Source organism: Acinetobacter sp. G11 (assembly GCF_049808495.1).
Lineage (GTDB): Bacteria > Pseudomonadota > Gammaproteobacteria > Pseudomonadales > Moraxellaceae > Acinetobacter > Acinetobacter kookii.
In genome coordinates this window covers 1-23127 of the sequence record NZ_JBNCAT010000038.1, presented here as the reverse complement: position 1 = coordinate 23127, position 23127 = coordinate 1, and the positions used below count along the sequence as shown (strand labels likewise).

At 44.1% G+C, this 23127-nt stretch carries 21 protein-coding genes and 4 tRNA genes; 16 read left to right on the top strand and 9 right to left on the bottom strand.

Annotated elements, in window-relative coordinates; translation table 11 throughout:
* Nucleotides 1-258 precede the first annotated feature (258 nt).
* Nucleotides 259-1050, top strand: coding sequence for an alpha/beta fold hydrolase (locus tag ACPUEY_RS12320; protein WP_425122257.1), 792 nt, complete (start codon nt 259-261; stop codon nt 1048-1050).
* A 32-nt stretch (nt 1051-1082) separates the two neighbouring features.
* Here the strand turns inward: ACPUEY_RS12320 and ACPUEY_RS12315 are convergent, their stop codons facing one another.
* Nucleotides 1083-2255, bottom strand: a complete 1173-nt coding sequence (locus ACPUEY_RS12315; RefSeq protein ID WP_425122256.1) for an acyl-CoA dehydrogenase family protein — start codon at nt 2253-2255, stop codon at nt 1083-1085.
* Nucleotides 2256-2443: 188 nt separating this feature from the next.
* Here ACPUEY_RS12315 and ACPUEY_RS12310 point away from each other — a divergent pair, with 188 nt between their 5' ends.
* From ACPUEY_RS12310 to ACPUEY_RS12290, 5 genes are all read left to right on the top strand, one after another.
* Complete coding sequence (locus tag ACPUEY_RS12310) at nt 2444-2701, top strand: succinate dehydrogenase assembly factor 2 (RefSeq protein WP_425122255.1); 258 nt, start codon at nt 2444-2446, stop codon at nt 2699-2701.
* Nucleotides 2694-3080, top strand: coding sequence for a hypothetical protein (locus ACPUEY_RS12305; RefSeq protein ID WP_425122254.1), 387 nt, complete (start codon nt 2694-2696; stop codon nt 3078-3080). Before ACPUEY_RS12310 ends, ACPUEY_RS12305 begins: the two co-directional genes overlap by 8 nt.
* A gap of 517 nt (nt 3081-3597) precedes the next feature.
* A complete protein-coding gene (locus tag ACPUEY_RS12300) occupies nt 3598-4653 on the top strand; it encodes a hypothetical protein (RefSeq protein ID WP_425122253.1) in 1056 nt (351 codons plus the stop codon).
* A gap of 89 nt (nt 4654-4742) precedes the next feature.
* Nucleotides 4743-5312 carry a rhombosortase gene (gene rrtA / locus ACPUEY_RS12295; RefSeq protein WP_092820795.1) on the top strand — a complete coding sequence of 190 codons (570 nt, stop codon included), beginning with the start codon at nt 4743-4745 and terminating at the stop codon, nt 5310-5312.
* Nucleotides 5313-5496: 184 nt separating this feature from the next.
* On the top strand, nt 5497-7779 hold the full coding sequence (locus ACPUEY_RS12290) for a TRAP transporter large permease subunit (RefSeq protein ID WP_425122252.1): 2283 nt from the start codon (nt 5497-5499) through the stop codon (nt 7777-7779).
* A gap of 80 nt (nt 7780-7859) precedes the next feature.
* Here ACPUEY_RS12290 and ACPUEY_RS12285 read toward each other — a convergent pair whose 3' ends face one another.
* The 5 genes from ACPUEY_RS12285 to rnr form a co-directional block, all read right to left on the bottom strand.
* The gene (locus ACPUEY_RS12285; RefSeq protein ID WP_425122251.1) at nt 7860-8735 is read right to left on the bottom strand and encodes a DMT family transporter; all 876 of its coding nucleotides are present in this window, start codon (nt 8733-8735) and stop codon (nt 7860-7862) included.
* A gap of 56 nt (nt 8736-8791) precedes the next feature.
* On the bottom strand, nt 8792-9220 hold the full coding sequence (locus ACPUEY_RS12280) for a hypothetical protein (protein ID WP_131273026.1): 429 nt from the start codon (nt 9218-9220) through the stop codon (nt 8792-8794).
* Nucleotides 9221-9233: 13 nt separating this feature from the next.
* Nucleotides 9234-9443, bottom strand: coding sequence for a YheV family putative zinc ribbon protein (locus tag ACPUEY_RS12275; protein WP_171259728.1), 210 nt, complete (start codon nt 9441-9443; stop codon nt 9234-9236).
* Nucleotides 9444-9484: 41 nt separating this feature from the next.
* Nucleotides 9485-11524, bottom strand: a complete 2040-nt coding sequence (locus ACPUEY_RS12270) for a M3 family metallopeptidase (RefSeq protein ID WP_425122250.1) — start codon at nt 11522-11524, stop codon at nt 9485-9487.
* Nucleotides 11525-11672: 148 nt separating this feature from the next.
* A complete protein-coding gene (gene rnr, locus ACPUEY_RS12265; RefSeq protein WP_425122249.1) occupies nt 11673-14090 on the bottom strand; it encodes a ribonuclease R in 2418 nt (805 codons plus the stop codon).
* 267 nt (nt 14091-14357) lie between these two features.
* Between rnr and ACPUEY_RS12260 the strand changes: the two genes are divergently transcribed.
* From ACPUEY_RS12260 to ACPUEY_RS12245, 4 genes are all read left to right on the top strand, one after another.
* Nucleotides 14358-14449: transfer RNA gene (locus ACPUEY_RS12260), tRNA-Ser, on the top strand.
* Between the two features lie 15 nt (nt 14450-14464).
* Nucleotides 14465-14541, top strand: a tRNA-Arg gene (locus ACPUEY_RS12255).
* 57 nt (nt 14542-14598) lie between these two features.
* Nucleotides 14599-14675, top strand: a tRNA-Arg gene (locus tag ACPUEY_RS12250).
* Nucleotides 14676-15043: 368 nt separating this feature from the next.
* Nucleotides 15044-15120: transfer RNA gene (locus tag ACPUEY_RS12245), tRNA-Arg, on the top strand.
* Nucleotides 15121-15209: 89 nt separating this feature from the next.
* On the opposite strand, the gene ACPUEY_RS12240 is transcribed toward ACPUEY_RS12245, so the two are convergent.
* Complete coding sequence (locus tag ACPUEY_RS12240) at nt 15210-16514, bottom strand: SRPBCC family protein (protein WP_425122248.1); 1305 nt, start codon at nt 16512-16514, stop codon at nt 15210-15212.
* Nucleotides 16515-16688: 174 nt separating this feature from the next.
* On the opposite strand from ACPUEY_RS12240, the gene ACPUEY_RS12235 reads away from it, so the two are divergent.
* Nucleotides 16689-17186: a YcxB family protein gene (locus ACPUEY_RS12235; protein ID WP_131273022.1), complete on the top strand. Its 498-nt coding sequence runs from the start codon at nt 16689-16691 to the stop codon at nt 17184-17186.
* Between the two features lie 39 nt (nt 17187-17225).
* Nucleotides 17226-17864, top strand: coding sequence for a fumarylacetoacetate hydrolase family protein (locus ACPUEY_RS12230; protein WP_131273021.1), 639 nt, complete (start codon nt 17226-17228; stop codon nt 17862-17864).
* A gap of 179 nt (nt 17865-18043) precedes the next feature.
* Here the strand turns inward: ACPUEY_RS12230 and ACPUEY_RS12225 are convergent, their stop codons facing one another.
* Entirely contained in the window at nt 18044-19291 is a 1248-nt protein-coding gene (locus ACPUEY_RS12225; protein WP_425122247.1) for a YihY family inner membrane protein, read from the bottom strand.
* Between the two features lie 114 nt (nt 19292-19405).
* Here ACPUEY_RS12225 and wrbA point away from each other — a divergent pair, with 114 nt between their 5' ends.
* A complete protein-coding gene (gene wrbA / locus ACPUEY_RS12220) occupies nt 19406-20002 on the top strand; it encodes an NAD(P)H:quinone oxidoreductase (protein WP_425122246.1) in 597 nt (198 codons plus the stop codon).
* A gap of 119 nt (nt 20003-20121) precedes the next feature.
* Here wrbA and ACPUEY_RS12215 read toward each other — a convergent pair whose 3' ends face one another.
* Nucleotides 20122-20481 carry a hypothetical protein gene (locus tag ACPUEY_RS12215; protein ID WP_092820818.1) on the bottom strand — a complete coding sequence of 120 codons (360 nt, stop codon included), beginning with the start codon at nt 20479-20481 and terminating at the stop codon, nt 20122-20124.
* Between the two features lie 858 nt (nt 20482-21339).
* Between ACPUEY_RS12215 and ACPUEY_RS12210 the strand changes: the two genes are divergently transcribed.
* From ACPUEY_RS12210 to ACPUEY_RS12200, 3 genes are all read left to right on the top strand, one after another.
* Nucleotides 21340-21717 carry a hypothetical protein gene (locus ACPUEY_RS12210; protein WP_425122245.1) on the top strand — a complete coding sequence of 126 codons (378 nt, stop codon included), beginning with the start codon at nt 21340-21342 and terminating at the stop codon, nt 21715-21717.
* A 129-nt stretch (nt 21718-21846) separates the two neighbouring features.
* Nucleotides 21847-22050 (top strand): hypothetical protein, encoded by a 204-nt coding sequence (locus ACPUEY_RS12205; protein WP_425122244.1) that lies wholly within the window; start codon nt 21847-21849, stop codon nt 22048-22050.
* Nucleotides 22051-22104: 54 nt separating this feature from the next.
* Nucleotides 22105-22719 (top strand): hypothetical protein, encoded by a 615-nt coding sequence (locus ACPUEY_RS12200; RefSeq protein ID WP_425122243.1) that lies wholly within the window; start codon nt 22105-22107, stop codon nt 22717-22719.
* The last annotated feature ends 408 nt before the right edge of the window (nt 22720-23127 follow it).

Sequence of the window (23127 nt, the reverse complement as noted above, 5' to 3'; positions counted from 1 at the left end):
GGTTTGAGTAATTGATGAAATACGGTATTCTGATGTGACAAAACCTGAGTCCTTTATAGTTAAAGTGTTTGTTTGCACTCATATTTTAACTATTTAGACTCAGGTTTTTTTATTTAAAGTAAACTGTGGGACAGTAGTGGCAAAAATGCTCCTTTTTTTATGAATATTGAAATCACGCGTTCAATTTGTAATCTTTAGTTCTGCTGCAAATTCCTACAGTATGGAGTAAAAGTAATTGAGCCGGCACAGGAATAAGTTTTGAGCATCTTAGCGCGTGAATATCAACTGTCATTTGACTCCTATTTTCTTTATGCCAAGTCCTGGCAGTCTGCTGAAGCCAATCCGGAATTAGCACCGATTCTATTGATGCATGATTCACTGGGCAGTGTGGCTTTATGGCGAGATTTTCCTGCACAACTTGCAGCTCAGACCAAGCGTATTGTTTATGCTTATGACCGGCTCGGCTTTGGACAGTCAGCAGTCAATCACCAGCCTTTGGGCCTGGATTTTGTCATCACTGAGGCGACTCATGGTTTTAAGGCTGTGCTTGATTATTTTGCGCTGAAAGATTTTATTGTGCTGGGACATAGTGTGGGTGGGGGAATGTCGGCTGCCATCGCTACTGAATATTCACAGCGTTGTCAGGCTTTGGTGACCATTGCTGCGCAATATGAAGTGGAAGAACGAACTTTAGCCGGCATCCGTGAAGCCAAGCAGGCATTTCGGCAAGCGGGACAAATGGAGCGCCTCGCCAAATATCATCCTGATAAAGCGCAGTGGGTGCTGGATGCCTGGACTGAAACCTGGTTGGCACCTGCATTTAAGGACTGGAATTTGAGTCAGGTATTGCCCCAAGTACAATGCCCCAGCTTGATCATTCATGGGGAGCAAGATGAATACGGCACGCTGGCACAGCCTCGGCAGATATTTGCAGGAGTGAAAGGTGCAGCTGAATTGCAAATTCTAGAGGACTTACATCATATGCCGCATAAAGAACAACCCGAACTGGTACTGGCATTGATTAGTGAATTTTTAGTAGAGATTAGTTAAGAGAAACAGCCCATCAGCAGATGGGCTTTTGATTACAGGGAACGCGAGATCAGTTCTTTCATAATTTGATTGGTGCCGGCATAAATCCGGTTGGCACGGTTATCGATATAGGCACGTGCAATTGGATATTCCATCATGTAGCCATAACCGCCATGCAGTTGCAGGCACTCATCCACGACTTTAGAAAACATTTCGGAAATTTTGTATTTCGCGGCTGCCGCTGCATCAATGCCCAGTTTTTCTTCTAGCTGTAATTCCATACAGCGGTCTAAATAAGCCCGACAGAAATCAATTTCGGTTCTTAATTCAGCCAGTTTAAAGCGGGTATTTTGAAAAGCGCTGATCGGCTTGCCGAAAGCTTGCCGCTGTTTGGTGTATTGCACGGTATGCGCGAATGCCGCTTCGGCTCCCGCCTGGCAAATGATTGCGACCAGCATGCGTTCCCAGGCCAGTTCTTTCATCAACATCATAAAGCCCATGCCCTCCATACCCAGCAAATTTTCTTTGGGCACGCGTACATTGTCAAAGAACAACTCGCAGGTATCTTGCCCTTTCATGCCAATTTTATTTAATGGCTTGCCTTTACTGAAACCGGCACGGTCAGCTTCAACGATGAGTAAAGATAAATTGGCAGAGCCTTTATCACTGTTGCCCGTTTTGCAGACCACAATCGCCATGTCACACAGGTAGCCATTGGTGATAAAAATTTTAGAGCCATTGATGACATAATCATTGCCATCCAAAACAGCAGTTGTACGTACCGCTTGCAGGTCAGATCCGGTTCCCGGTTCGGTCATGGCAATGGCCGTGACCACTTCACCTGTAGCCATTTTGGGCAGCCAGGCTGATTTTTGCTCTTCATTGCCAAAATTGAAAATGTAGTTGGCCACAATATCCGAATGTAAGGAAAAGCCGGTTGCCGAATCCATGGCATAGGCCTGTTCTTCAATCAGGATCATGCTGTAAAGACGGTCTACACCCGATCCTCCGTATTGTTCCGGCATGGTGGCACAGAGTAAGCCCATTGCACCTGCCTTGTTCCATAAATCCCGGTCGACACGCTGCTGCTGTTCATATTTGGTAGTATTTGGAACCACTTCCTTTTCATAAAATTTGCGCACCGTTTCACGGAAGGCATCGTGCTCGGCATTAAACAAATGGCGGGGCAGCATAGGGGCTAAAGGTCGGATTGCAGCTGATTGCATTGTTATTCTGTCCATCTACAAAGTGATTGTCAGATAAAAATTAAAAGATTGAGACACAAGCGGCAATGAGATGAATGCTCAAATGTACAGATAAAATGATGAATTTGGTCAATTCGGGGAAATGGCTCGAAATGCAGGGGATGGATAGGGTAAACTAGCAAAAAATTTCATACGGTTGGGGAAAGGCTATGAGCGAAGAAATCAGCTTGGAAGAACGCAAAGTCATTTATCGTGCCCGTCGCGGTTTAAAAGAGATTGATGTTTATTTTGATCCCTATGTAAAAAATCATTATCTGCAGGCAGATGCAGCAGAAAAAGAAGTTTTTGCTGAACTGGTCGCACAAGAAGATCCAGACCTATTAGACTGGTTTATGGAGGTTTCTGAACCGCCACGTCCTGAAATGAGAGCCCTGATTGCCAAGTTGAAACATTACGTTCATGGCTAATCGTTGTTTTCAGCTGAAACGCAGCCGTCTGGCCTTTGTATTTCAGCTGATTATTTTTACCTTGCTCATTGTACTGTTACAGCAGCTTTTGCCGGCCTGGCTATGGTTGTTGTGCATTTTGTTGGGTGTGCTGACCTATGCCTATGGTCTAAAAGTTCCTCAACCGATGTGTCTTGAGCATTTGCATGCACGTGAATGGTCACTGTCCCATTTAAAATCTGAGCAGGTCAAACGCGTTTCAATCAGTCATTTGATTGATCATCAGCTTTATATTGTGGTGTATTTCCAGCATTTTCAGGAAAAGCCGTTACTGATCTGGATCGATCAATTATCCTTTCAGCAATGGAAGGCATTGAAAAAACTGGCTAAATTAAACTGATTGTAAGACAGTTGTATAAAATTAATTTAAATTAAAATATTAATAATCAATAATATATGTATAAGAGTTTGTTTTTTGTAAGACAGTTTAATCAAAAAAATAATAAATATTTCAATTGTCAGACAATTTCACCCCTGAATTATTTAAGCTAAATGTAAATTAAAAACACCAACAGCAAATGAGGAAATCATTATGATGATTCCAACTTGGATGTTTCTGGTGGTAGCAATTGTTTTGGCAATTGTTATTGGACGACTAGGAACAGTGCTGAAGGACCGATTTGCACAACATGAAAGCCGTTAGGCTTCGACCCCTTGATAAGTAGCATGTGCCGAACCGTCGCAATGCTACTTTTTTTTGCCTAAAATTTTTAACTTGATGGAATGCAGTCAATTTTCCCAAACCCATTTCATGGCAAAGTATCAAATCTAATTAGAGTGAATACTCTTTTATTCGGATTTCGCATCTGATATGTTTAGTTGCTATGGACATAAACACAATTATAGAGGACAGGAAAATGTCGCAAGTCCAAAAAATATGCCAGGGTATGGCAGCCATCATCGTTACAAGTTCTATATTATCAGGGTGTTCTCAAGTGGTTAAATCAGGGGCAAATATTGCCCTGGGGTTTAGTGAGAAACATATTGTGCCGCCAATCTTGGCCATGGATGATGCGGATATGGCGTGTAATTCAGGCAATGCCTTAACGCCCGCCATTATGTCAACCAAAGATATGGGGGCAGACCCAACCCGTATTGCCGTACTTTTATATGCTTCATCCGGGATCTGTGCTGAAAATCAGGCCTTGGAAGCAGAACTAGATTATTTACGCGCGTCTAAAGCGGGGCGGGTTTCAGAAGCCCAGGATGCCCGTATCCAGCAAAAACGCTGGGCGGCCATTGCTGCACAGCGTCAGTACGCGGGCTACCAGCTGTTAGAAAAGCGTTGGGCGACAAAATATAATAAGGCCTTGGGTGAGGGATGCCCGAAAATGAAAAGCGACCTTGATCAAACCGTGTATTTAATGGGGATGATCAGCGGTTTGCAGGCCATGACCAATGACATTAATTCTGGCGGTGCAGTCCATGTACCCAAAGATATTGCGGCCATCGTTGAACGCGGGATGGTGTGTCTGGATAATGCCAAATTCTGGGGTGCGCCAGAAGCGGCACGTGCCGTCATTTGGACCTTGTTGCCGGGCGCAGGCGATGGTAAGCCCGATCCTTACCAGACTTTAAAACAGTCGGTACAACTGGGTGAACAAAAAGGTGTACGCCTGTCTCATGCCCTGTATGCGGTCGCAGCTCAAGCCAGTGGTGATGATGCCAAGATTCGCGATGCCCTGAAAACATTTGCAACAGCACGCTCTGAAGAAAAGCCGGTCAATCCGCAGTTCAGACTGGTCGACAGTATGGCGCAAAATATGGTGCAGGGTATTTCAGACCGTTACTGGACTGAACATACCGGAATCCGTTCGGGTGAGGATGGCATGCAACGTTTCTGGGATGATCAGGACAGTTCAGCAGAATTAGATGATTTATTTGATGAAAATGAGAGTGCGGCCTCCTCTTAAATTGAATGGAATAAAAGAAAATACAAGAAAAGATGGGCTGGAATGATGTTTGATCTTTAATCCATCTTTTCTAAGCTGGGGACATGCCAATGAAAGACCAGTTTCTTATGCAAAAGATTATTTTTATTGCATTTGTAATGTCTTTTTCGGCATGTCTTCAAGTTTTTGCAGATTCATTTATCTATTGGCAAGCTGGCTTGTTCAAAGAGTTCTGGCGTTTATGGACCGCCCATTGGGTACATGTGGGGTGGATTCATTATCTGCTCAATATGCTGGCTTTTGCCTGCTTACCTTTTATTTTTCCCCGCGTCCGAATCTGGCATTTCGTTGCTTTACTGTTATTGCTTCCGCCGTTTATCAGCCTGTGTTTTTATTATTTCTTTCCAGATATAGAAGCCTATGCCGGCTTGTCCGGAGTCTTGCATGGGGCTTATGTCACCGTTGCCTGCGTGCATTTGTTGTATAGGAAAGAGCGCAATTTTGCTGCCTTGGTGCTGTGCCTGATTCTGGGAAAATTGCTTTGGGAAAATACCGTCGGCAGTGTCAGCACAGCAGAACTTATTGGCAGTCCGGTATTGGTTGAAGCTCATTTATTGGGAGTGATTGGAGGAATAATCATCGCTTTGGCGTATGTTCTATGGGAATATTTCGTTGAATAGTGGCGAGATTGACATTTAAAACAGAAAAGAAAATACATATTGTCATTTTCATTAATGTCGGGTTAATGCAAATTTGTAGATAACAATAAAGAAATTGGATCGGGAAAGGATATTCTCCGTTCATAAATCAAAATTGGCTTTACCAAACCACCGTGTAATGACCAAAATAAAAATAGGAATACACATGCAATATGATGAAAACAACAGATCTGGATTAGGTCTGTTACGTTATATATGGACAGAGTGGATCTCGGCCTTTGTCGTTCTTGTCTTACTTTTGCTGACTTTGATTATTGGTACCGGTGAAATGATTCACGGCCAGCTGTTGCGTATGGGTGAGCGTCTGTACGGTGATCCGGCGACTGGCATGCAATATTCATTTCTACGTGCCGAACCGAGTTCCCCAACCTGTGAACGTAATGTCAATGTCGATCGTAAAGTGCAAGAGCAGATGAAAGCCGATGCAGCCGACGAGTATGCTGATTTTTTCGGTGTGCGTTCAGAGGCTGATGTGCGTGCGGCGATAGTACAGGCTCAACAGGTCTGTGAAGAATCCTATCAGTTCTATGATAAAGCGATTGCCCATATGCAGGCTCATCCGAGTATTCGCGCATATCGTACCTTTGAAACGTCTTTCTTTGGCGTATTCAAGTTCGGTACTGAAAACCGGGCCCTGTTACTGGTTATCATGGTGGTATTTGCAGCGATCAGTGCAACGCTGAAAACCCATCATATTGGTTTACGTAGTCCCACAACGCGTATCGATTTTAAAGTGTACTCGGTGGCAATGCTGATTGGTAACGCCTTTTTGGCTTACTCGTCTTATAGCCAATATCAGTCCATGCTGAATTCTGGTGTTCCGATCGGAGACATGAAATATATTTACTGGTTGTGGATGATCCTGTTCAGTACGCTGACCTTGATCAGCCTGTATCAGATATTCAGACAGCCCAAGCAGAGCCAAGAGGGCGGTAGCTTAGGAATGGCTTTTCTGAGTGTGCCGCTGTATGGCTATATGGCGATCATTACCGGGATTAGCTTTACCTTCCTGATGGATTATCCAATGGGACAGGGTATTTACCTGGGACAGCTGGTCGAGTTTTCGAGTATCTTCCTGAATCTGGCACTGTTCATCTGGGCGGGTATGTTGCTGAAACAGACCCGTGTCGTGGACATGTTCCTGAATATCCTGCGTCCATGGAATCTGGCACCTGAAACCCTGACCTGGCTGATCTTGGTGGCAGCTGCGTTGCCAACGGCCTATACAGGAGCATCGGGGATTTTCGTGATCGCAGCAGGTGCGATTATTTATAAGGAAGTCTGGAATGCGGGTGGACGCCGTCAGTTTGCTCTGGCAGCAACAGCTATGTCAGGTTCTCTAGGTGTGGTATTACGTCCATGCTTATTGATTGTGGTGGTTGCCTCACTGAATAAGGAAGTGACAACGGACTTGCTGTATCACTACGGCGTGTATGTGTTCCTGCTGACGTCAACTTTATTTTTGATCATTTCACTGTTCTTCGCCGAAAGTAAATTCCGTATTGCAGCCCCAGGTGTAGCAGCACCTCAATCGGCTCGTGCTGTAGTGGCGGTGATTCCTTATGTCGTGATTTTCATCTTGATCTGGTTATTCTATAAATATGCCTTGTCGACCGATCTGAATGAATTTACCGCTCCAGTCATGATGCCAGTGATTCTGTTGCTGGTGGTACTTTTCGACAAGTTACGCCATGAACCTGCACCTTTACCCGCAGTGGGACATTGGGATGAAACCCTGACCGCCCAGTTGAATCAGGGATCGATCCCTGAATTGGCAACTGCCGGTGCAGCGGTAAATGCCGAATACCGTGAAGCAGAGCATGGTAAACAGCAGGGCAAAGAATTGGCAGTTGATCATGGCGTGAAACGTTCTGCTTATGGAGAAAGTTTGCGTAATGTCGGATTCTGGAAATCGTTACATATTTCTACCAGTGAAACGGTTGGACATATTGGTGCCCTGGTAATCCTGATGGCGCTTTCTGTCAGTGTGGGGGGATTACTGGAACGTATCGAAGTGATGCAGGCCTTCCCGACCGATATCAGTAGTACCATTCTCGTCATTACCCTGATTGTCGGACTGATGATTTTTGTGGGCATGATCATGGACCCATTTGGTGCCGTTATTCTGATTTCCGCTACAGTGGCTCCGGTAGCCTATCAATACGGTATCCACCCGGTACATTTCTGGATGATTACCCTGATTGGTTTTGAGCTTGGTTATGTCACCCCGCCTGTAGCGCTGAACCATCTTCTGGCCCGGCAGTCTGTTGGAGATGCCGAGGTGGCTGAGGCGGATGCAGAAGTGCGTCATCTATCTTTCTACTACCGCTATGAACGCTGGGTTTTACCGGTGATTGTGATGCTGCCTGCCATGTTGATCATCGCTTATATTCCTTATGTATTTAAGCTGTTCGGTTGGTATCATTAATCCATCATAAAAAAAGCACCTTCGGGTGCTTTTTTTATGACTTTTTATATAGGGAATTATATGCGGGAAATCTGCCTGAATTATCGGGTGGCACGTTTTTGAACCAGGGGGCTACAGAGGATAATGGCACCCAGAATGAGTCCGAAACCCATTAAACTATAATGATCCGGTATTTCTTGCCAGAAGATAAAGCCCCAGATTCCTGCAAAAATAATGGCAATATAGTTCACAGGGCCAATCTGTCCGGCAGGGGCGAGTTTATAGGCATTAGACATGAAAATCTGGCTAATATTGGCAAGCAGACCTGCGCCAATCAAGAAACCCAGTTCAGTCCAGGTATAGGGACGCCATAACCAGAACATCGGAATCATGGAAATGAGTGTGCCGATAAAATAGAAATAAAATACGATTTTCTCTGGAGATTCGGTACTAGTGAGCGCGCGGACTGTTACAAATGCCATGGCTGCCAACAAGCTGGCACCTAGCCCAATCACAGACATCTGGTTAAACATGCCAGCATCGGGCTTGGCCACAAAAATGACCCCAACCAGGCCAAACGCTGCGGCGAGCAGCATGGATTTGGTGATTTTTTCTTTCAGAAACAACCAGGCAATCAGTGGAATAAAAATCGGGGAAGAATAGGTAAAGACCATGGCGTTGGACAGCTTTAAATGGGCAATTGCATAAAAGAAGCCATACATGGCAATCAGCCCGATGACGGCACGCCAGCTATGCATCCAGATTTTTTCAGTTTTAAAAAAACCAATTCCCTTAGAACAAATAAGCGGCAGAAAAATAAACAGGCCGACAAAGTTGCGAAAAAATACAATGGTGGGATTATCTACGGTATGCGAAGCATAGCGAATACAGACACCCATAAGAGAAAATAAAAAGGCAGAGCAGGTCAGTAAAGCAAGTGCTGTAAACAGGTTCCGATTGCTGGTCGGTAGGGACATGAAACAATTCAGCTAAAATATGTACAGCTATTTTAGCTGAATATTCAATTATAAAATCATTGTTTTTGAGCCAATTGAGCTTCGAGTAATTTAATCTGTTCTTCTTTCAGGGCAATCAGCTCATCTGCATCGGCGTGTTGGGCTTTTAGCATGGCTTCCTGTTCATTTAGCTGGCTTTGAATATCTTCCAGTTTAGCCACTTCTTCTTTGGCGAGTGATTCATTTTCTGGAACAGCTTCTTTCAGGATTTTTTCATCCACCAGCTGAATGGTTTCCTGCTCGGTTTGAGCAAGTGGTTCTGGCGCTTTTTCAGCTTTAGCCGCCGGTTTTGCAGGCGCCGTTAAACTGGTTCCTTCATGTTCAGGCAGTATTTCATTTGAAGTTGCAAAAAACCATTGATAGGCCAAAAAAAGCGCAATGATTGCAACCAGTCCCCCAGTAATGCCCAATAAAAGTTTTGGGCTGTTTCTTTGATCTAATGTCATATTGAACCTGTTTTTATTTAGGCTGACGCGGTTTGAACTGAATGACACCAATCTCATCCGGCTGTTCCGGCATCTGTGGTTCATCGACATGCGTTGGCCGATTTTCGCTATAGCCACAGTCAATACATTCAATCCATTCATCGTCGCCAGAAGTTAGCATGACAACCCGATCTAGCGCTTCACATTTTGGACATTTAGCACCTGCAATGAAACGACGTTTGATAGTCATCATCCTAACCTTCCGAACAATCTTAGACAGTTAGTTTAAGCGTTTTTAGAGGGGTTCGTCCAACCTTGATGACGTAATAACGCATCTATTTTTGGCTCACGTCCGCGGAAATTGATAAACGCGTCAAGTGCTGTATCTTTTCCGCCAACTGCTAGAATAAATTGACGAAATTCTTTTCCGGTCTGAACATTAAAGATTCCTTCTTTTTCGAAACGATCGAAGGCATCACTGGCCAAAACTTCGGCCCATTTGTAAGAGTAATAGCCCGCAGCATAGCCGCCGGCAAAAATATGGCTAAAGCTATGCTGGAAACGGTTGTAACTGGCTGTGGGCGCGACTGCATATTTTTGGCGAATTTCATCCAGCGTCACTTGTACCTGTTCGGCATTTAAAGCCGAGCTGTGCTTGTGAATATGCAGGTCAAACAGGGCAAATTCGATTTGACGCAAAGTTTGCATGCCAGACTGGAAGAAACGGGCATCCAGCAAGGATTTAAGCAAATCTTCTGGCAAATGCAGCTTCGTTTCGATGTGTTCACTGAGCAGATCAAGGCTGTCAGTATCCCAGGTCCAGAACTCCATAAACTGGCTTGGAAGCTCCACGGCATCCCAATCTACGCCGTGTGTACCTGCCACAGCAATATGGTCCACTTCGGTCAATAGATGATGCAGGCCGTGACCAAACTCGTGGAACAGGGTATTCACTTCATCATGGGTAAGTAACGCCGGTTGATCACCGACAGCAGGGGTGAAGTTGCAGACCATGTAGCAAATCGGTTTTTGCAGGCCTTGTCGGGTTTGCATGCGCGAGCGGAAACCGCTCATCCAGGCGCCACCGCGTTTGCCACTGCGTGCATACAGATCGAGGTAGAAGCCGCCGACCACATTGCCTTGATCTTCCAGTTCAAAATAGCGTGCATCGGGATGCCAGACCGGCGCTTCACGTTCTACAATGTTGATGCCATAGAGACGGTTCACAATGCTGAACAGGCCTTGCAAAATTTTAGGTGCAGGGAAATACGGTTTGAGTGATTCCTGCGATAAATTGAACTGTTGCTGTTTCAGTTTTTCCGAATAGTAACCGGTATCCCAAGGCTGTAACTCGAGAATGCCATCCTGAATGGCAATGGTTTTTAATTCGGCAATTTCTTTGCTGGCCGGTGTGCGTGCATGTTCAGCCAGGTCGACCAGAAACTTATCTACAGTTTCGACATCCGGTGCCATTTTGCTGGCCAGCGATAACTCGGCATAGTTTTTAAAACCTAACAGTTGAGCCATTTCATGACGCAGACTCAGGATTTCTTCCATCACCTGGGTATTGTCAAATTCAGGATGTTCTGACAGGTCGGAAGCACGTGTGGTATAGGCTTTATACAACTCTTCACGCAAGCCACGGTCATCGGCATAGGTCATGATGGCCAGATAAGCCGGAATGTCTAAAGTCGCCACCGGCTGATCAAGTTCGCGTTGCTGGCCATATTGTTTAAGTAAATCGATACTGCTTTGCGGCAAGCCTTTGAGTTGATCTTCAGTCAGCGGCTTGAAGTAGATTTGTGTGGCATCCAATACATGGTTGGAGAAGTCAGATGAAAGCTGCGACAAACGGGCAGAAATTTCTGCATAGCGTTTTTTCGCTTCACCTTCTAAAGCAACCCCTGACAGTTTGAAATCGCGCAGCGCCAGTTTAATGGCACTTTGATGGGCTGCTGGAAGCGTGCTAAATACGGATGAGTCATGCACATGCTGATAGGTTTGATACAGCACCGTATGTTGACCCAGTTGGGTGTAGTATTCGCTTAATGCCGGAAGCAGGGATTGGTACAGTTCACGTGTTTCTGAATTGTTCATCACGGCATTGAGATGTGACAGTACACCCCAAGCTTCACTCATGTTGTTTTCCAGCGTATCGACCTGTTCCAGAACATTGAGCTGTGACTGAGCATCTTCTGGAACTGCGGTTAAATCGTTTAAAAAACTTTGTCCTTGTTGAATGGCCTGTTCAATCTGTTGTTTTAAATCGGCCAGTTGAATCTGGTCAAATTGTGGAACGGGCAAGGTCGCCTTTTCTAAAGTCATTTCTAATACGCCATATCATTTATAAAGTTAATAGTAGATGTAAGGCTTAGAGAGGGTTAAATCAAGGGCTATTATTTTTCAGTCAGTAAATACTTGATAGACCAAACCTAATAAAAAGCCCTACCGGAGTAGGGCTTATATCGAAAAATTATTCTATCTTGGCTTTCGCATTCGACTTTTTCTTTTTCGGCTTGGATTTTTTCTTCAGCTTGTCTTTGGCTTTTGCATCTGCCTTGGCTGAAGATTTTTTATCTGACTTTTTGGCAGGTGCAGCAGATTTAGCTTTTGGCTTTTTCTTGCGAACCGGCTGTTCGCCCTCTTCACTCGCCACGGCTTTGGCTCGTGAACCAAAGACTTCTTCTGTGGTGGTCTTGGCCACACGTGGCGCTCTGCTACGAATCACCCGGCCGGCATGGGTCAATTGTTGCAACAGTTCAAAGTCTATCTTGCGATCTTCCAGATTGACCGCTGCCACCTTAATTTTGACTTCATCGCCCAGACTAAAGGTCTGACCACGTGCCTGACCGATTAAGCTTTGGCTGGCCTGATCATAGACAAAATAGTCATCGCCCAGTTGGCTCACGTGAACCATACCATCGACATACAGGTCTTTTAATGTCACGAACAGACCAAACTCAGCCACGGCACTGATAATCCCGACAAATTCTTCACCTAAATGCTGCTGCATATAGTGACATTTCAACCAGGTCGTGACTGAGCGGGAAGCTTCATCGGCACGGCGTTCGGTTTGCGAGAAATGTTCACCGGCGTCATCCAGAGCTGCACCGGAAAGCAGGAAAGGCTTCTGCTTTAAATGAGCCTTGATGGCACGGTGCAATAACAGGTCCGGGTAACGGCGGATTGGAGAGGTGAAATGGGTATAGGCATCATAAGCCAAACCAAAATGCCCGGCGTTACTTGCGCCGTAATAAGCCTGCATCATGGAACGTAACAGCACCGCGTGAATGCTAGGTGCATCAATGCGGTCCTTAGTGGCTTCAATCACCGCCTGATAGTCTTTTTGCGTTGGCTGTTCAGGGAAGGGCAGACCCAGCAATTTCACATATTCACGCACTTTCTGGATACGTGAAAATTCAGGTGGCTCATGCACACGGTATAACATCGGAATGTCATTTTCCAGGGCATATTCGGCGGCGGCCACATTGGCCAGCAACATGCATTCTTCAATCAGTTTATGCGCATCATTACGTGTACGCGGCAGAATTTCATTAATGCCACCCAACTCATCGAAGGTCATGTAGGTTTCGACGGTTTCGAATTCCATGGCATGACGCTGCGCCCGTAAACCTTTTAAAATCTGATACAGTTGGAACAGGGTATTCAGCGATTTACGCACATCGCGATCTTCAGGAACGGCTTTGCTGTCACCGTCAAAATACTGCGCCACCTGGGTATAGGTCAGACGTGCTTTGGAATGCATCACGGATGGATAAAATTCAAAACCTGTCACACGACCGGCACGGGACAGTTTCAGGTCACAAACCATACAGAGACGGTCGACATGCGGATTCAGCGAGCACAGACCATTAGATAAGGCTTCCGGCAACATCGGCAGCACAAAGTGCGGGAAATAGACGGACGTGCCACGTTCTTTGGCTTCATCATCCAAAGGCTGGTCATTACGCACATAATGGCTGACATCCGCAATGGCCACGACCACGCGGTAACCGCCACCTGGACGTTTTTCCGCATATACGGCATCGTCAAAGTCACGGGCATCTTCACCGTCAATGGTGACCAGGGCCAAATCACGTAAATCGATCCGGCCCTCGCGGTCTTGTGCAGAAGGTTCCTTAAAGTGTTCCGCATCACGAATCACTTCTTCCGGAAATTCATAAGGCAAGCCAAATTCTAAAATGGTTTGCGGAATAATGATTTCAGTATCGGCCTTGTCTGCCATAGACTGAACGATATGACCGGTCGCCAGTTCTTCGCGGGTCGGATAGTCATCAATCGCCACGCGAACCGAATCACCCACTTTGACCTGGGCATGTTCAATCAGTTCTTTTTCCAGGGTAATCGGCTGATGGGCATTCGGATTGCCGGGCTGAATAAAGTATTCGCCATCGTGAACCGCCACTTTGCCAATAATCTGTTTCACCCGATGCTGCACCACTTCGGTAATAAAACCCCAAGCCTTGCCTTTGCGGTCGACCGAAGTTTGACGAACCTTGACGCGGTCACCATTAAAGACCAGACGCAGCTCGCGTTCAGGCAGTAAAAGGTCTTCATGATCGGCAATCGAGGCACTGCCCAGACCTTTGGAGTTGATATAGACAGTGGCTTCATGCGTCGGCTGGCTGGCGGCAAGCTGGAACTTGTAGCCATCTTTCATCAACTGGCCATCCCGAACCATGGCGATCAGGCGATGGCTAAGGGCATCAATACTTTTTTGATCTGCAATTTCAAAATGTTCCACTAGATCTGCATGAGATTGTGGTGCTTGTAGTTTTTCAATCGTTTCAGAAATAAGAATACGGCTGGGAATAGGATTTTCATAGCGTTCAGCTTCAGCTTTAGCTTCAGGATCGACCCAATTTTTCATAATGTCTTTGGCTTCATGTCAGAAGATAGGATTAGCATAAGTCATGCAGCAACAGACTGCACGTAAATGATTGCAATATTGTGTTTTTCAGTGCAAATTTTCGGGCCAGGTTGAATATTTCAGCAGCATCCGCCATAAAAAACAGCAAAAAGGGCAGAGCCAGCTCGGAAATTGTTTAAAAAATAGATGATTGATTAAAAATATCAGAATTTTTTGAAATCTGACTTGAAGAAACGAAGTTTAGTTTGTATTATGGCGGCTCGTTACGGTGAGGTGGCCGAGTGGCTGAAGGTACTCCCCTGCTAAGGGAGCGTGGGTCTTAAAGCCCACCGAGGGTTCGAATCCCTCTCTCACCGCCACGAATAACTTGAAATGCGCTCATAGCTCAGCTGGATAGAGCACTTGGCTACGAACTAAGGGGTCGGGAGTTCGAATCTCTCTGAGCGCACCAATCAAGTTAAACGCGGTAATTTTTATAGTAACGAATGCTGAAAAGCAACTCAAGTACGCGCTCATAGCTCAGCTGGATAGAGCACTTGGCTACGAACTAAGGGGTCGGGAGTTCGAATCTCTCTGAGCGCACCAACTTGAACACATCGACAGATGTAAAACTGGAAGAAACCGCACATGTTGCGGTTTTTTTATGCCTGAAATTTGGTGCAACTGAGCGGATAAGTTTTTCCATGAGTGGAGATGTCTTTAAAAAAGTAGGGCATCTTAAATATCTACTCCAGATATTCCAGATATCTAGACGAAACCTGGAGTAAAATGCGCTGGTGAAATTATTATGTTTATCTCAAATCAATCTGTGCAATCCTCAAAAAAATAAATTTTGTTTAAAAAATAGATGAAAAATCTAATTTTGCCCAATAACTGTTCACTTGATTGCGTATTTGTTAAAAAGCACTTAACAGAATATTAAAAACGCGTATAATGCACCACATCAAGACGTCGCGCTCATAGCTCAGCTGGATAGAGCACTTGGCTACGAACTAAGGGGTCGGGAGTTCGAATCTCTCTGAGCGCACCAACTTGATCGCATCGACAGATGTAAAACTGGAAAAAACCGCATTTAATGCGGTTTTTTTGTGCCTAGAATAAATTAAATCTGTTAAAAAACTATTTCAATTTCTGCTTAATCTTTAATGCCAATACGGTATTGCCACCAATTGCCGGTAACATGTCGTGATAAGGCATGCTTCGCATCGCTCGAAGTAGGAAGGGGGCTTTGTCATGAATTTTCATGGCACTGGTGACCTTTAATAAGGTACCTGTACCTTGCGGAATCAGCTGCATACCGCCTTTAACAAATTGCAAGTCTCCACCGACTGCCTGAAACTCATTTTCTAGACTGTTGGGATAGTCAAAGCGCAGCTTAAAATCAAATGGAATATTGATCACGCCTAAGCCGACTGAAATTTTGTAATCTGCATTAATGGCGTTGGGGTCAATTTTTTTCAGGTCGATCTCTTTAATCTGGCGTGGAAAAAGCTCCTGATAGGCAGGCGCATTCAGCCAGTGCTGCATCTGTTGCGGTTTTTTTGCAAAGTACTGATAGCTGCTACTAAAACGCAAGCTTTCCAGACCATGCGGATAGGGCACCTTGCTAGAGGGCAAGATAAAAGAAACCGGTTCCTGGGACAGTTGGCTCAGTGTGGCAATTTTTTGAACCTGGTTCGAGCTTAATGGGGCTTCGGGTAATTCTCCAGCTTTCAAGCTGTGGTAACTCGGTGTTTTAAAGTGCTGTTGCAGGGCTTCGAGTAAAAAAGCGTTGGTGCCAGAGGGAATGCCGAGTTTGGCCTCCGGAAGCGCATTCAAAATGCTGCTGAATAAAAAGCCTTTGGGGTGGTTTAAGTCGCCCCATTGGGTCACGGTAATTAAGGTTTTATTGTTGCCTAAATCAAACCATTCAATTTTGCCTGCACCATAAGGAATAGGTGCATCCAGGACAAGGGTTGAAATACTGTTCGCCGTTAAATGGTGCTGCATCAGCACATTTTCTTTAAAGTTTAAGATTGGAATCGGCGTTGGAATGGACACCTGATATTTCATCTGGGTAATGTTGCCTTGTTGCTCAACGACCTTTGCTAACTTTAAGGTCGGAAATAGCCCTTTATACCCGTTATAGTTGCTTAAAAGCCGCGCTACGTTTTGGCTGCTGGCGGGTACCACCACTGCACCGGTATAAAACTTGCCACTTATACTGTGCGGATTTTTAAAGGTCGGTAAAGTAATTGCCTGTGCCGGATGGGCGTAAATCAAAATACGGTTTGCGGTTAAGTCAGCCAGAAGTTGGGCCTTCCCCTGAAATACACTCAGGCTACTGGGAATCTGTTCTTCCCATGGGATGATCTTTGCCGAGACCTGCGTGCCGAGCAGGCAGCACAGCACCAGCAAACCGCATTTATTTTTATTGTTCTGCATGCCACATCCTGTTTATGCTTTTTAAGTGAATGATGATGTTTTAATCAATTTTAAAATAGTTGTGAAGCAAACTTATGTAATTTAGCTTGTAATGGTCCGAGCAAAAACAATAAGGAAAAGGCCGAATCTGGTGTAATATCTAGCACAATTGTTCGAATAATTTGATGATGAATCATGTCAGAGACCAAGCCTGCTGTATCGGTACGTTATTTTTTAAATCTGGAAGAATCACAAGACGGTTTTGCGCTTGCGACGTTTGGTAAAAAGCAGATTAGTCGCTTTATTACCCCCTTCGTAAGTATCGGAATTATTATTTGGGGTTTTTACCTCGGCTTTAATGGCGTGGGTCGCTATTATGTTGCGCTCGGTGCTTTCTTTTTAATTTTGCAGTTGATTATGCGTTACTGGTTTTTACCAATGATGTTTAAACGTCAATTTGTAAAATACCAGCTTGGTAAAAGTGAACAAGGCATCGAATTGTTTCAGGATCATGCGGAAATTTATGCCAATGGTCGTAAACAGATGTTTAACTATAGCGACGTGCAAAAATTTGCTACAGGTAAACTGACGTACATGATTGAATTGAAGAACCGTACCGTGGTGGTTGTGCCGAAACGCGCTTTTGAACATTCTACCGAGCAAACCGTATTTGAAAATACATTTAAAAAGTAAGCCTGAAATAACCTAACAGTGAAATAAAAAGGGAAGATCATGAGTACACGTCCATCGAAGATTGTCTGTGTCGGCCGTAGCTATGCGGACCATGCCAAAGAATTAGGCAATGCCATTCCTGATCGTCCGGTTTTGTTTATCAAGCCACCGAGTGCCTTAACGGCATTGCAAGAGGGGATTTCATGGAACCCGGCTTGGGGCAATTGTCACTATGAATGTGAACTCAGCCTGCGGATTGACCGCACTTTAAAGGCAGAGACCGATCCGGCTAAGGCGCTGGAAGCTGTGGGTGCGGTAACTTTGGGCCTGGATTTAACCTTGCGTGACTTACAGGATGACCTGAAAAAGAAAGGTCAGCCTTGGGAACGTGCCAAAGCATATGATGGTTCATGCCTGTTGGGTGACTGGGTTGAGCTTTCAGAAGTGAAAGACTGGAAAGATGTACATTACACCTTGCATGTGAATGATGAGCTGCGTCAAAAAGGCGATACATCTTTGCTGATTTTTGATATTGCGACTTTACTTGCTGATATCAGCCAGGTCTTTACCCTGGAAGAAGGTGATGTGGTGATGACGGGTACACCTGCGGGTGTGGCTGCATTAAAGGCAGGTGATCAACTCACCATGACGTTGCAAGGTCAGAGCCAGGATTTTGTCTGGAAAACCTTTGTTCAATAAGCGAAAAAGCTGAGTAAAAAGGCTGCTTAAATGCGGCCTTTCTAAGTTCTGAATTTTTACATGACGGTCAGCTTGCATGGCTGGATCAGACATTTTTGTCTGCTCATAGCTCCGCGTAGTCATTGAAAAAGCCTTCATATGTGAAGGCTTTTTTATGGCATCGTCAACGTCAGTTAACGCTATTTCTTTTCAAAAATAGCGGACAGGGGAATGGAAAGTTTTGCAGCCAGATAGTCATCAGATTCAACCAGTGCGGGTCCGAGTCTTTGTATCCATTCATCATCCGGGCGGATATTGGCGACATCTTTGCTGCGCGGAAGCGGGTAGGGTAACTGTTTATAAAAACTCCAGAAATCGACCTGAGCCAGATTGCGCGCGAGAATGTATTTATCATCATCGGTACGTTTCACCAGATTTTGCTTTTCCAGCATCAGTACATAACTTGGCCAGCGTCCAATTTCATCACGACCCAAAACCAGCAGCGCTTCTTCATCTGAAACCGTTTCGCCAATTTGCTGCTTTCTATAAAACAGCTCAAGCACGTCTAACAGCATGATTACCGGATGACGCTTCTGTTCTTTACCTGAATTAAACGCAGTCAGGCCATAACTGATTTCGACCCCCAGCAAAACAATGTTCCAGGACAGGAAAATCCATAACAGGAAAATCGGGATGGCTGCAAAAGCGCCATAGACAATTTCATAACTGGTGAAATTTGACATGATGACGCCAAACAGATTCTTCAACAATTCAAACACGACTGCACTGAATGTACCGGCAATCAAGGCGGCTTTAATTGGGACGCTGCGGTTGGGAATGGTCCAGTTTAAAATAAAGAACCCCAAAATGGTCAGGACAAAGGAAATGCCCCACAAGATAAATTCGCCGTTGACCTCATAACCGGCAAAATTATTGCTGAGTACATTTAATGAAGCCACAGTCGATGAAATAGCAAAAGCACTGCCTAACAGAATTGGACCGAGTGAAATAATAGTCCAGTAACGCATAAATCCAATGATTCCGCCTCGCGTTTCCTGAACCCGCCAAATCCGGTTAAATACGGTTTCGATACTAGAAAGCATCATGACTGTAGTCACAAACAGGAATAAAATACCAATTACTGTCAGGTTGCTGGATTTATCGGTAAAGGCATTAAAGGCCTTGTCAAAGGCGATGGTGGTTCGGGGCAGAAAATGGCTGTAAATCAGTTGTTGTAATTGCTGTCTTGCTGGTTCCAGGGCTTTAATGGAAGAAATGATCACCAGAAAAACCGTCAGCATGGGAACTACTGCAAACAGGGTGGTATAAGTCAGAGAGGCTGCCTGATCACGACAACGATCGGCTTCAAAACGTCTGATAACAAATAAAGCAAACTGAAACCAGGTCTCATTATAAAAAGGAAGTTTTTTTAAATACTTTTCTAACATAGTGATGGAGTCTCAATTTTTTTAGTCGTCTTTATGAATTTTCAATATCAAGCTTAACCAAAAAATGGGAAAAATACCGTATAGTTTTCTCTTTTGGCTTTGTTTATAAAAATTATGCAGTCTTATGTCCTTGTTTTATATTACAGCAAATATGGTTCAACCAAAGAAATGGCGCATTTAATTGCCAATGGAATTGAATCTACAGGTATGGCGGTAAAAATTCGTACGGTGCCTAATCTATCCACTGTGGTGAAACAGGCTGAACCGAGTATTCCGGAGGAAGGGGATATTTACTGTACCCTGGATGATTTGGCCAATTGTTCAGGTCTTGCTCTGGGTTCACCTACACGCTTTGGCAATATGGCCTCCGAGATGAAATTTTTTTGGGATCAGACCACCAGTCTGTGGCTGAATGGTGCCTTACATCAGAAACCGGCCTGTGTCTTTACATCTTCAGGTTCTATGCACGGCGGGCAGGAAAGTACATTGCTGACTATGCTTCCGCCCCTGTTTCATCATGGCATGATGATTATGGGCCTGCCGAATGCCAACCCGGCATTGTCCAATACCAAATCGGGTGGCACACCTTATGGTGCAAGCCATGTGAGTGGTCCACGCCATGATTTGGGGCTGAGTCAGGATGAAAAAATCCTGTGTGAAGAGCAGGGTAAGCGCTTGGGCGATGTGGTTAAAAAATTGCAGGTAAACTGATTTTTTATTGAGAAACTGGGTTCAACTCACCCTATTCTTAAAATATAGATATAAAAAAGGACCATTCTAAAAATGAATGGTCTTTTTTATTGCAACTTAAAGTTTAAATAGCTGAATGCTTATGCTTTTTCTTTAAAGCGATGCTTACATTTTAAGCATTTGTAATCCAGGAATACATTTTTATCGATAATGACTCCGGCTTTTTTACCGAAAATATTACCGAGTACCCCACCTGTCACCCCTACGGCAATGGCACCTACAAAGGTGCCTACAGTGCCACCGAAAATCACTCCTAATGGTCCGGCAATTGCACCAATCGCGGCCCCTGTGGATGCGCCTGTTGCAGCCCCACCGACTGTTCCTGCGGTTGCCCCAGCTGAGGTCATTAAAATTCCACTAATGGTCTTTAAATTCTTTTCATGATCACGTTTTTCAACTTCAGTCGATCCACATTTAGGACATTGCATAGAGTTTTCCATCAATAATTTAGCTTGACCGATCTTGGGCTATATGGAATAGAGAGGGCTTCAAGGTCAGCGGGTATTTATGACATGTTGCTACAGTATGTCTGTTCTACATCTGGATGTCAGGAACATTTCATACCAACCTGATTCTAGTTGAAATAAAGTCAAAACAGTTTATCTGAGTTGTAAACACATTCATTCTTCATCGAGTAGGAGGGAATTGCGGATGGGTTTTTAAGTATTCATCAGCTCTAAAAGCATGAGCAATCGCTTCATCCTCTAGGTTCTGCAACTTCAAGCAGGGTGAGGCTGCTCCGGTCCTCTGTTCAAGTTTCATTTTAAGTGTGCTTGGGTTCAATTCTATGGAGTTTGGGAGAGGGAGAATGCCGATTTGGGGGATAGAGGCAAAAAATTACCTTTATCTCAAGGTTTCTTTATAAATAGGTTTAACTGTGATTGATTAATTATATTTTTAATAAAATATGATGGAAATCACACTTAGAAAGAAGTCCTCATAAAATCGAAATTTACCATTCTATAAAATAAGTGAAGAACATAATTTCACGCTTTATTAGCGAAATTATTTATTACTCTTTAGATAAAAAATATATTATTTTAATCAAGTTTGTTATGTGAAGTTTATATTCAAAAAATTTTTATATAATGATTTATTACAAATCACAAATAAATAACAAATCCTTATTTTTATAATATAAAACAAATGGATAATTTTTTATAAAAAACAGAAAAAATGTGAATCTGGATAAAAATTGCCTTTTATTTTTTTTATGTGATTTAATTTTACTTAGATTTATTAAAACTTATTTTAGTCAAAGATAAATTAACATCTCAGGTCAGAGGGCTTCAAAGATTATGAGAATATTAATGATCAATCTGGGTTTATTTTGTTGCTGTTTTCTGAACACTGCTTATGCCACATCGGATGAATGGAGTCAGCGCTGGAAATCATCAAGTGCCTGTTCCAATGAGAATCTGGTGCAGGCAAATCTGATCGAGCTCAAGGATTCCGATTATTATTCCGGCTTGGGAAAAACCATCATTAATAGTACTCATACCCGCTCTATCGGTACGGTAAATACCCCGACCAACAATATCAATATCAGTGGTGCAAATAACCGCATAGACATTTCCAATGATACTGCGAATGACGGGACTTTAAATTCGACAACCACTCAAAATAATCCGCAATGCCCTAACTTAAGCACCCCATCGGGAGACTCGCTATGCTGAATTTTCCGTTCACCCAAAACAGCAGATCTTCTGGGGGGCATCTATGTCCTGTTTGGGCATTTACTTTAAGGCCGTATCGGCTTGCCATTCTCAAGCAAGAAGCCGTTCAGCCTGGTACAGGAGCCTGAGATGAATAAACAGGACTTGATTAAATCCATCAGCAGGAAACAGAACCCATCTTCTCCAGGCAAGACAAATGACTGGAAGGACAAGAAAGACCAGCAAGAGGAAGGGACTTCGATGCTGGAGGATGTCAATCCCGCAGTGGTCAAGAATTACTGGTCAACCCCCAGCATGATTAAAAGCGCTATGAAAATGGGCTCGCTCCCATGATCAGAAGAAGTACTTAGCGAGAGGTGCTTCAAAACGTGAAAAGGAAGAACAGCTATGAAAATAACTGTTAAAACAATCGCCTTATCCGTCGCCTTCCTGACCGGTGCAGGCATGGCAAATGCTCAAGACACGGAAGTGGCTGTAGATACGGGTCTGGAAACGGCTCTGGCTACTTTATTCCAGCAGGTCACCAATGGCTCTGCGCTTAACCTTGCAGTCAATACAGCGGATATTAATGCAAGCGTCAACACAGAGGGGGGTTTTGATGCTGTCAATAATTTTGAAAACACCATAGAGACCTCGGCCCTGGGTGCTGTAAATACAGGTAATCTCGCTGTGGAGCAAGGCAGCCTGAGTGCTCTGAGTACCGGTACACTCAATGCAACGCTTGAAGATCAACAAAGTCAATTGGAGTCGTTGACCGATACTGAGAGCGATTCGTCATCACAGATCGAAAGTGTGCTTGGTCAAAGTCTTGATGCCAGCTTTAATGAGGAGTTGAATCAAACCTTGAGCAATTACAGTGTAGCCAATGTCGCCTTTAACTCTGGCGCTATTGACGCATCTGTAAATACAATCACAGAAGGAACCGAGAATAATATCAACGGTATTAAAACTTCTGCCATTGGTGCGGTGAATACGGGTAGCATCACCGTAACCGTAAAGTAACCCCGTTTTCAACATGACTAAAGGTTTAACTATTGGTAAATAGTTAGGCCTCTTTTTTTTGTAATAAGTTATTGATTTAATTAATTGAAAATTTTTAACCTATGCTGTGGACAGATTTCTTTTGCCCGGGGCGGATGGGAAAGATGAAATTACCTATGCCCAGCTTTTTTGTATTTGATTAATCAATTGAATCAGTCAGATCAAGGCTGCTATTCATTCCCGCCCCCGGCTTTATGGCTAGGGTGAAGGCATTTTTTGAAATGGAAATCATCCTGCTAAAAAATTTATCTTTCTACTAGAATTACTTTATAAATACGCTTAATTGTGATTGGTTAATTATATTTTAATAAAAAATAGAAGTACGTCACATTTTGGAAAGAGTTCCAATAAAATCAAAGTTTACAACTT

What these genes read in the sequence shown, in the direction of transcription:
- ACPUEY_RS12315 (WP_425122256.1), bottom strand. Translation starts at nt 2,255, where the DNA reads ATGCAATCAGCTGCAATCCGACCTTTAGCCCCTATGCTGCCCCGCCAT.
- ACPUEY_RS12310 (WP_425122255.1), top strand. Translation starts at nt 2,444, where the DNA reads ATGAGCGAAGAAATCAGCTTGGAAGAACGCAAAGTCATTTATCGTGCC.
- ACPUEY_RS12305 (WP_425122254.1), top strand. Translation starts at nt 2,694, where the DNA reads ATGGCTAATCGTTGTTTTCAGCTGAAACGCAGCCGTCTGGCCTTTGTA.
- ACPUEY_RS12300 (WP_425122253.1), top strand. Translation starts at nt 3,598, where the DNA reads ATGTCGCAAGTCCAAAAAATATGCCAGGGTATGGCAGCCATCATCGTT.
- rrtA (WP_092820795.1), top strand. Translation starts at nt 4,743, where the DNA reads ATGAAAGACCAGTTTCTTATGCAAAAGATTATTTTTATTGCATTTGTA.
- ACPUEY_RS12290 (WP_425122252.1), top strand. Translation starts at nt 5,497, where the DNA reads ATGCAATATGATGAAAACAACAGATCTGGATTAGGTCTGTTACGTTAT.
- ACPUEY_RS12285 (WP_425122251.1), bottom strand. Translation starts at nt 8,735, where the DNA reads ATGTCCCTACCGACCAGCAATCGGAACCTGTTTACAGCACTTGCTTTA.
- ACPUEY_RS12280 (WP_131273026.1), bottom strand. Translation starts at nt 9,220, where the DNA reads ATGACATTAGATCAAAGAAACAGCCCAAAACTTTTATTGGGCATTACT.
- ACPUEY_RS12270 (WP_425122250.1), bottom strand. Translation starts at nt 11,524, where the DNA reads ATGACTTTAGAAAAGGCGACCTTGCCCGTTCCACAATTTGACCAGATT.
- rnr (WP_425122249.1), bottom strand. Translation starts at nt 14,090, where the DNA reads ATGAAAAATTGGGTCGATCCTGAAGCTAAAGCTGAAGCTGAACGCTAT.
- ACPUEY_RS12240 (WP_425122248.1), bottom strand. Translation starts at nt 16,514, where the DNA reads ATGCAGAACAATAAAAATAAATGCGGTTTGCTGGTGCTGTGCTGCCTG.
- ACPUEY_RS12235 (WP_131273022.1), top strand. Translation starts at nt 16,689, where the DNA reads ATGTCAGAGACCAAGCCTGCTGTATCGGTACGTTATTTTTTAAATCTG.
- ACPUEY_RS12230 (WP_131273021.1), top strand. Translation starts at nt 17,226, where the DNA reads ATGAGTACACGTCCATCGAAGATTGTCTGTGTCGGCCGTAGCTATGCG.
- ACPUEY_RS12225 (WP_425122247.1), bottom strand. Translation starts at nt 19,291, where the DNA reads ATGTTAGAAAAGTATTTAAAAAAACTTCCTTTTTATAATGAGACCTGG.
- wrbA (WP_425122246.1), top strand. Translation starts at nt 19,406, where the DNA reads ATGCAGTCTTATGTCCTTGTTTTATATTACAGCAAATATGGTTCAACC.
- ACPUEY_RS12215 (WP_092820818.1), bottom strand. Translation starts at nt 20,481, where the DNA reads ATGGAAAACTCTATGCAATGTCCTAAATGTGGATCGACTGAAGTTGAA.
- ACPUEY_RS12210 (WP_425122245.1), top strand. Translation starts at nt 21,340, where the DNA reads ATGAGAATATTAATGATCAATCTGGGTTTATTTTGTTGCTGTTTTCTG.
- ACPUEY_RS12205 (WP_425122244.1), top strand. Translation starts at nt 21,847, where the DNA reads ATGAATAAACAGGACTTGATTAAATCCATCAGCAGGAAACAGAACCCA.
- ACPUEY_RS12200 (WP_425122243.1), top strand. Translation starts at nt 22,105, where the DNA reads ATGAAAATAACTGTTAAAACAATCGCCTTATCCGTCGCCTTCCTGACC.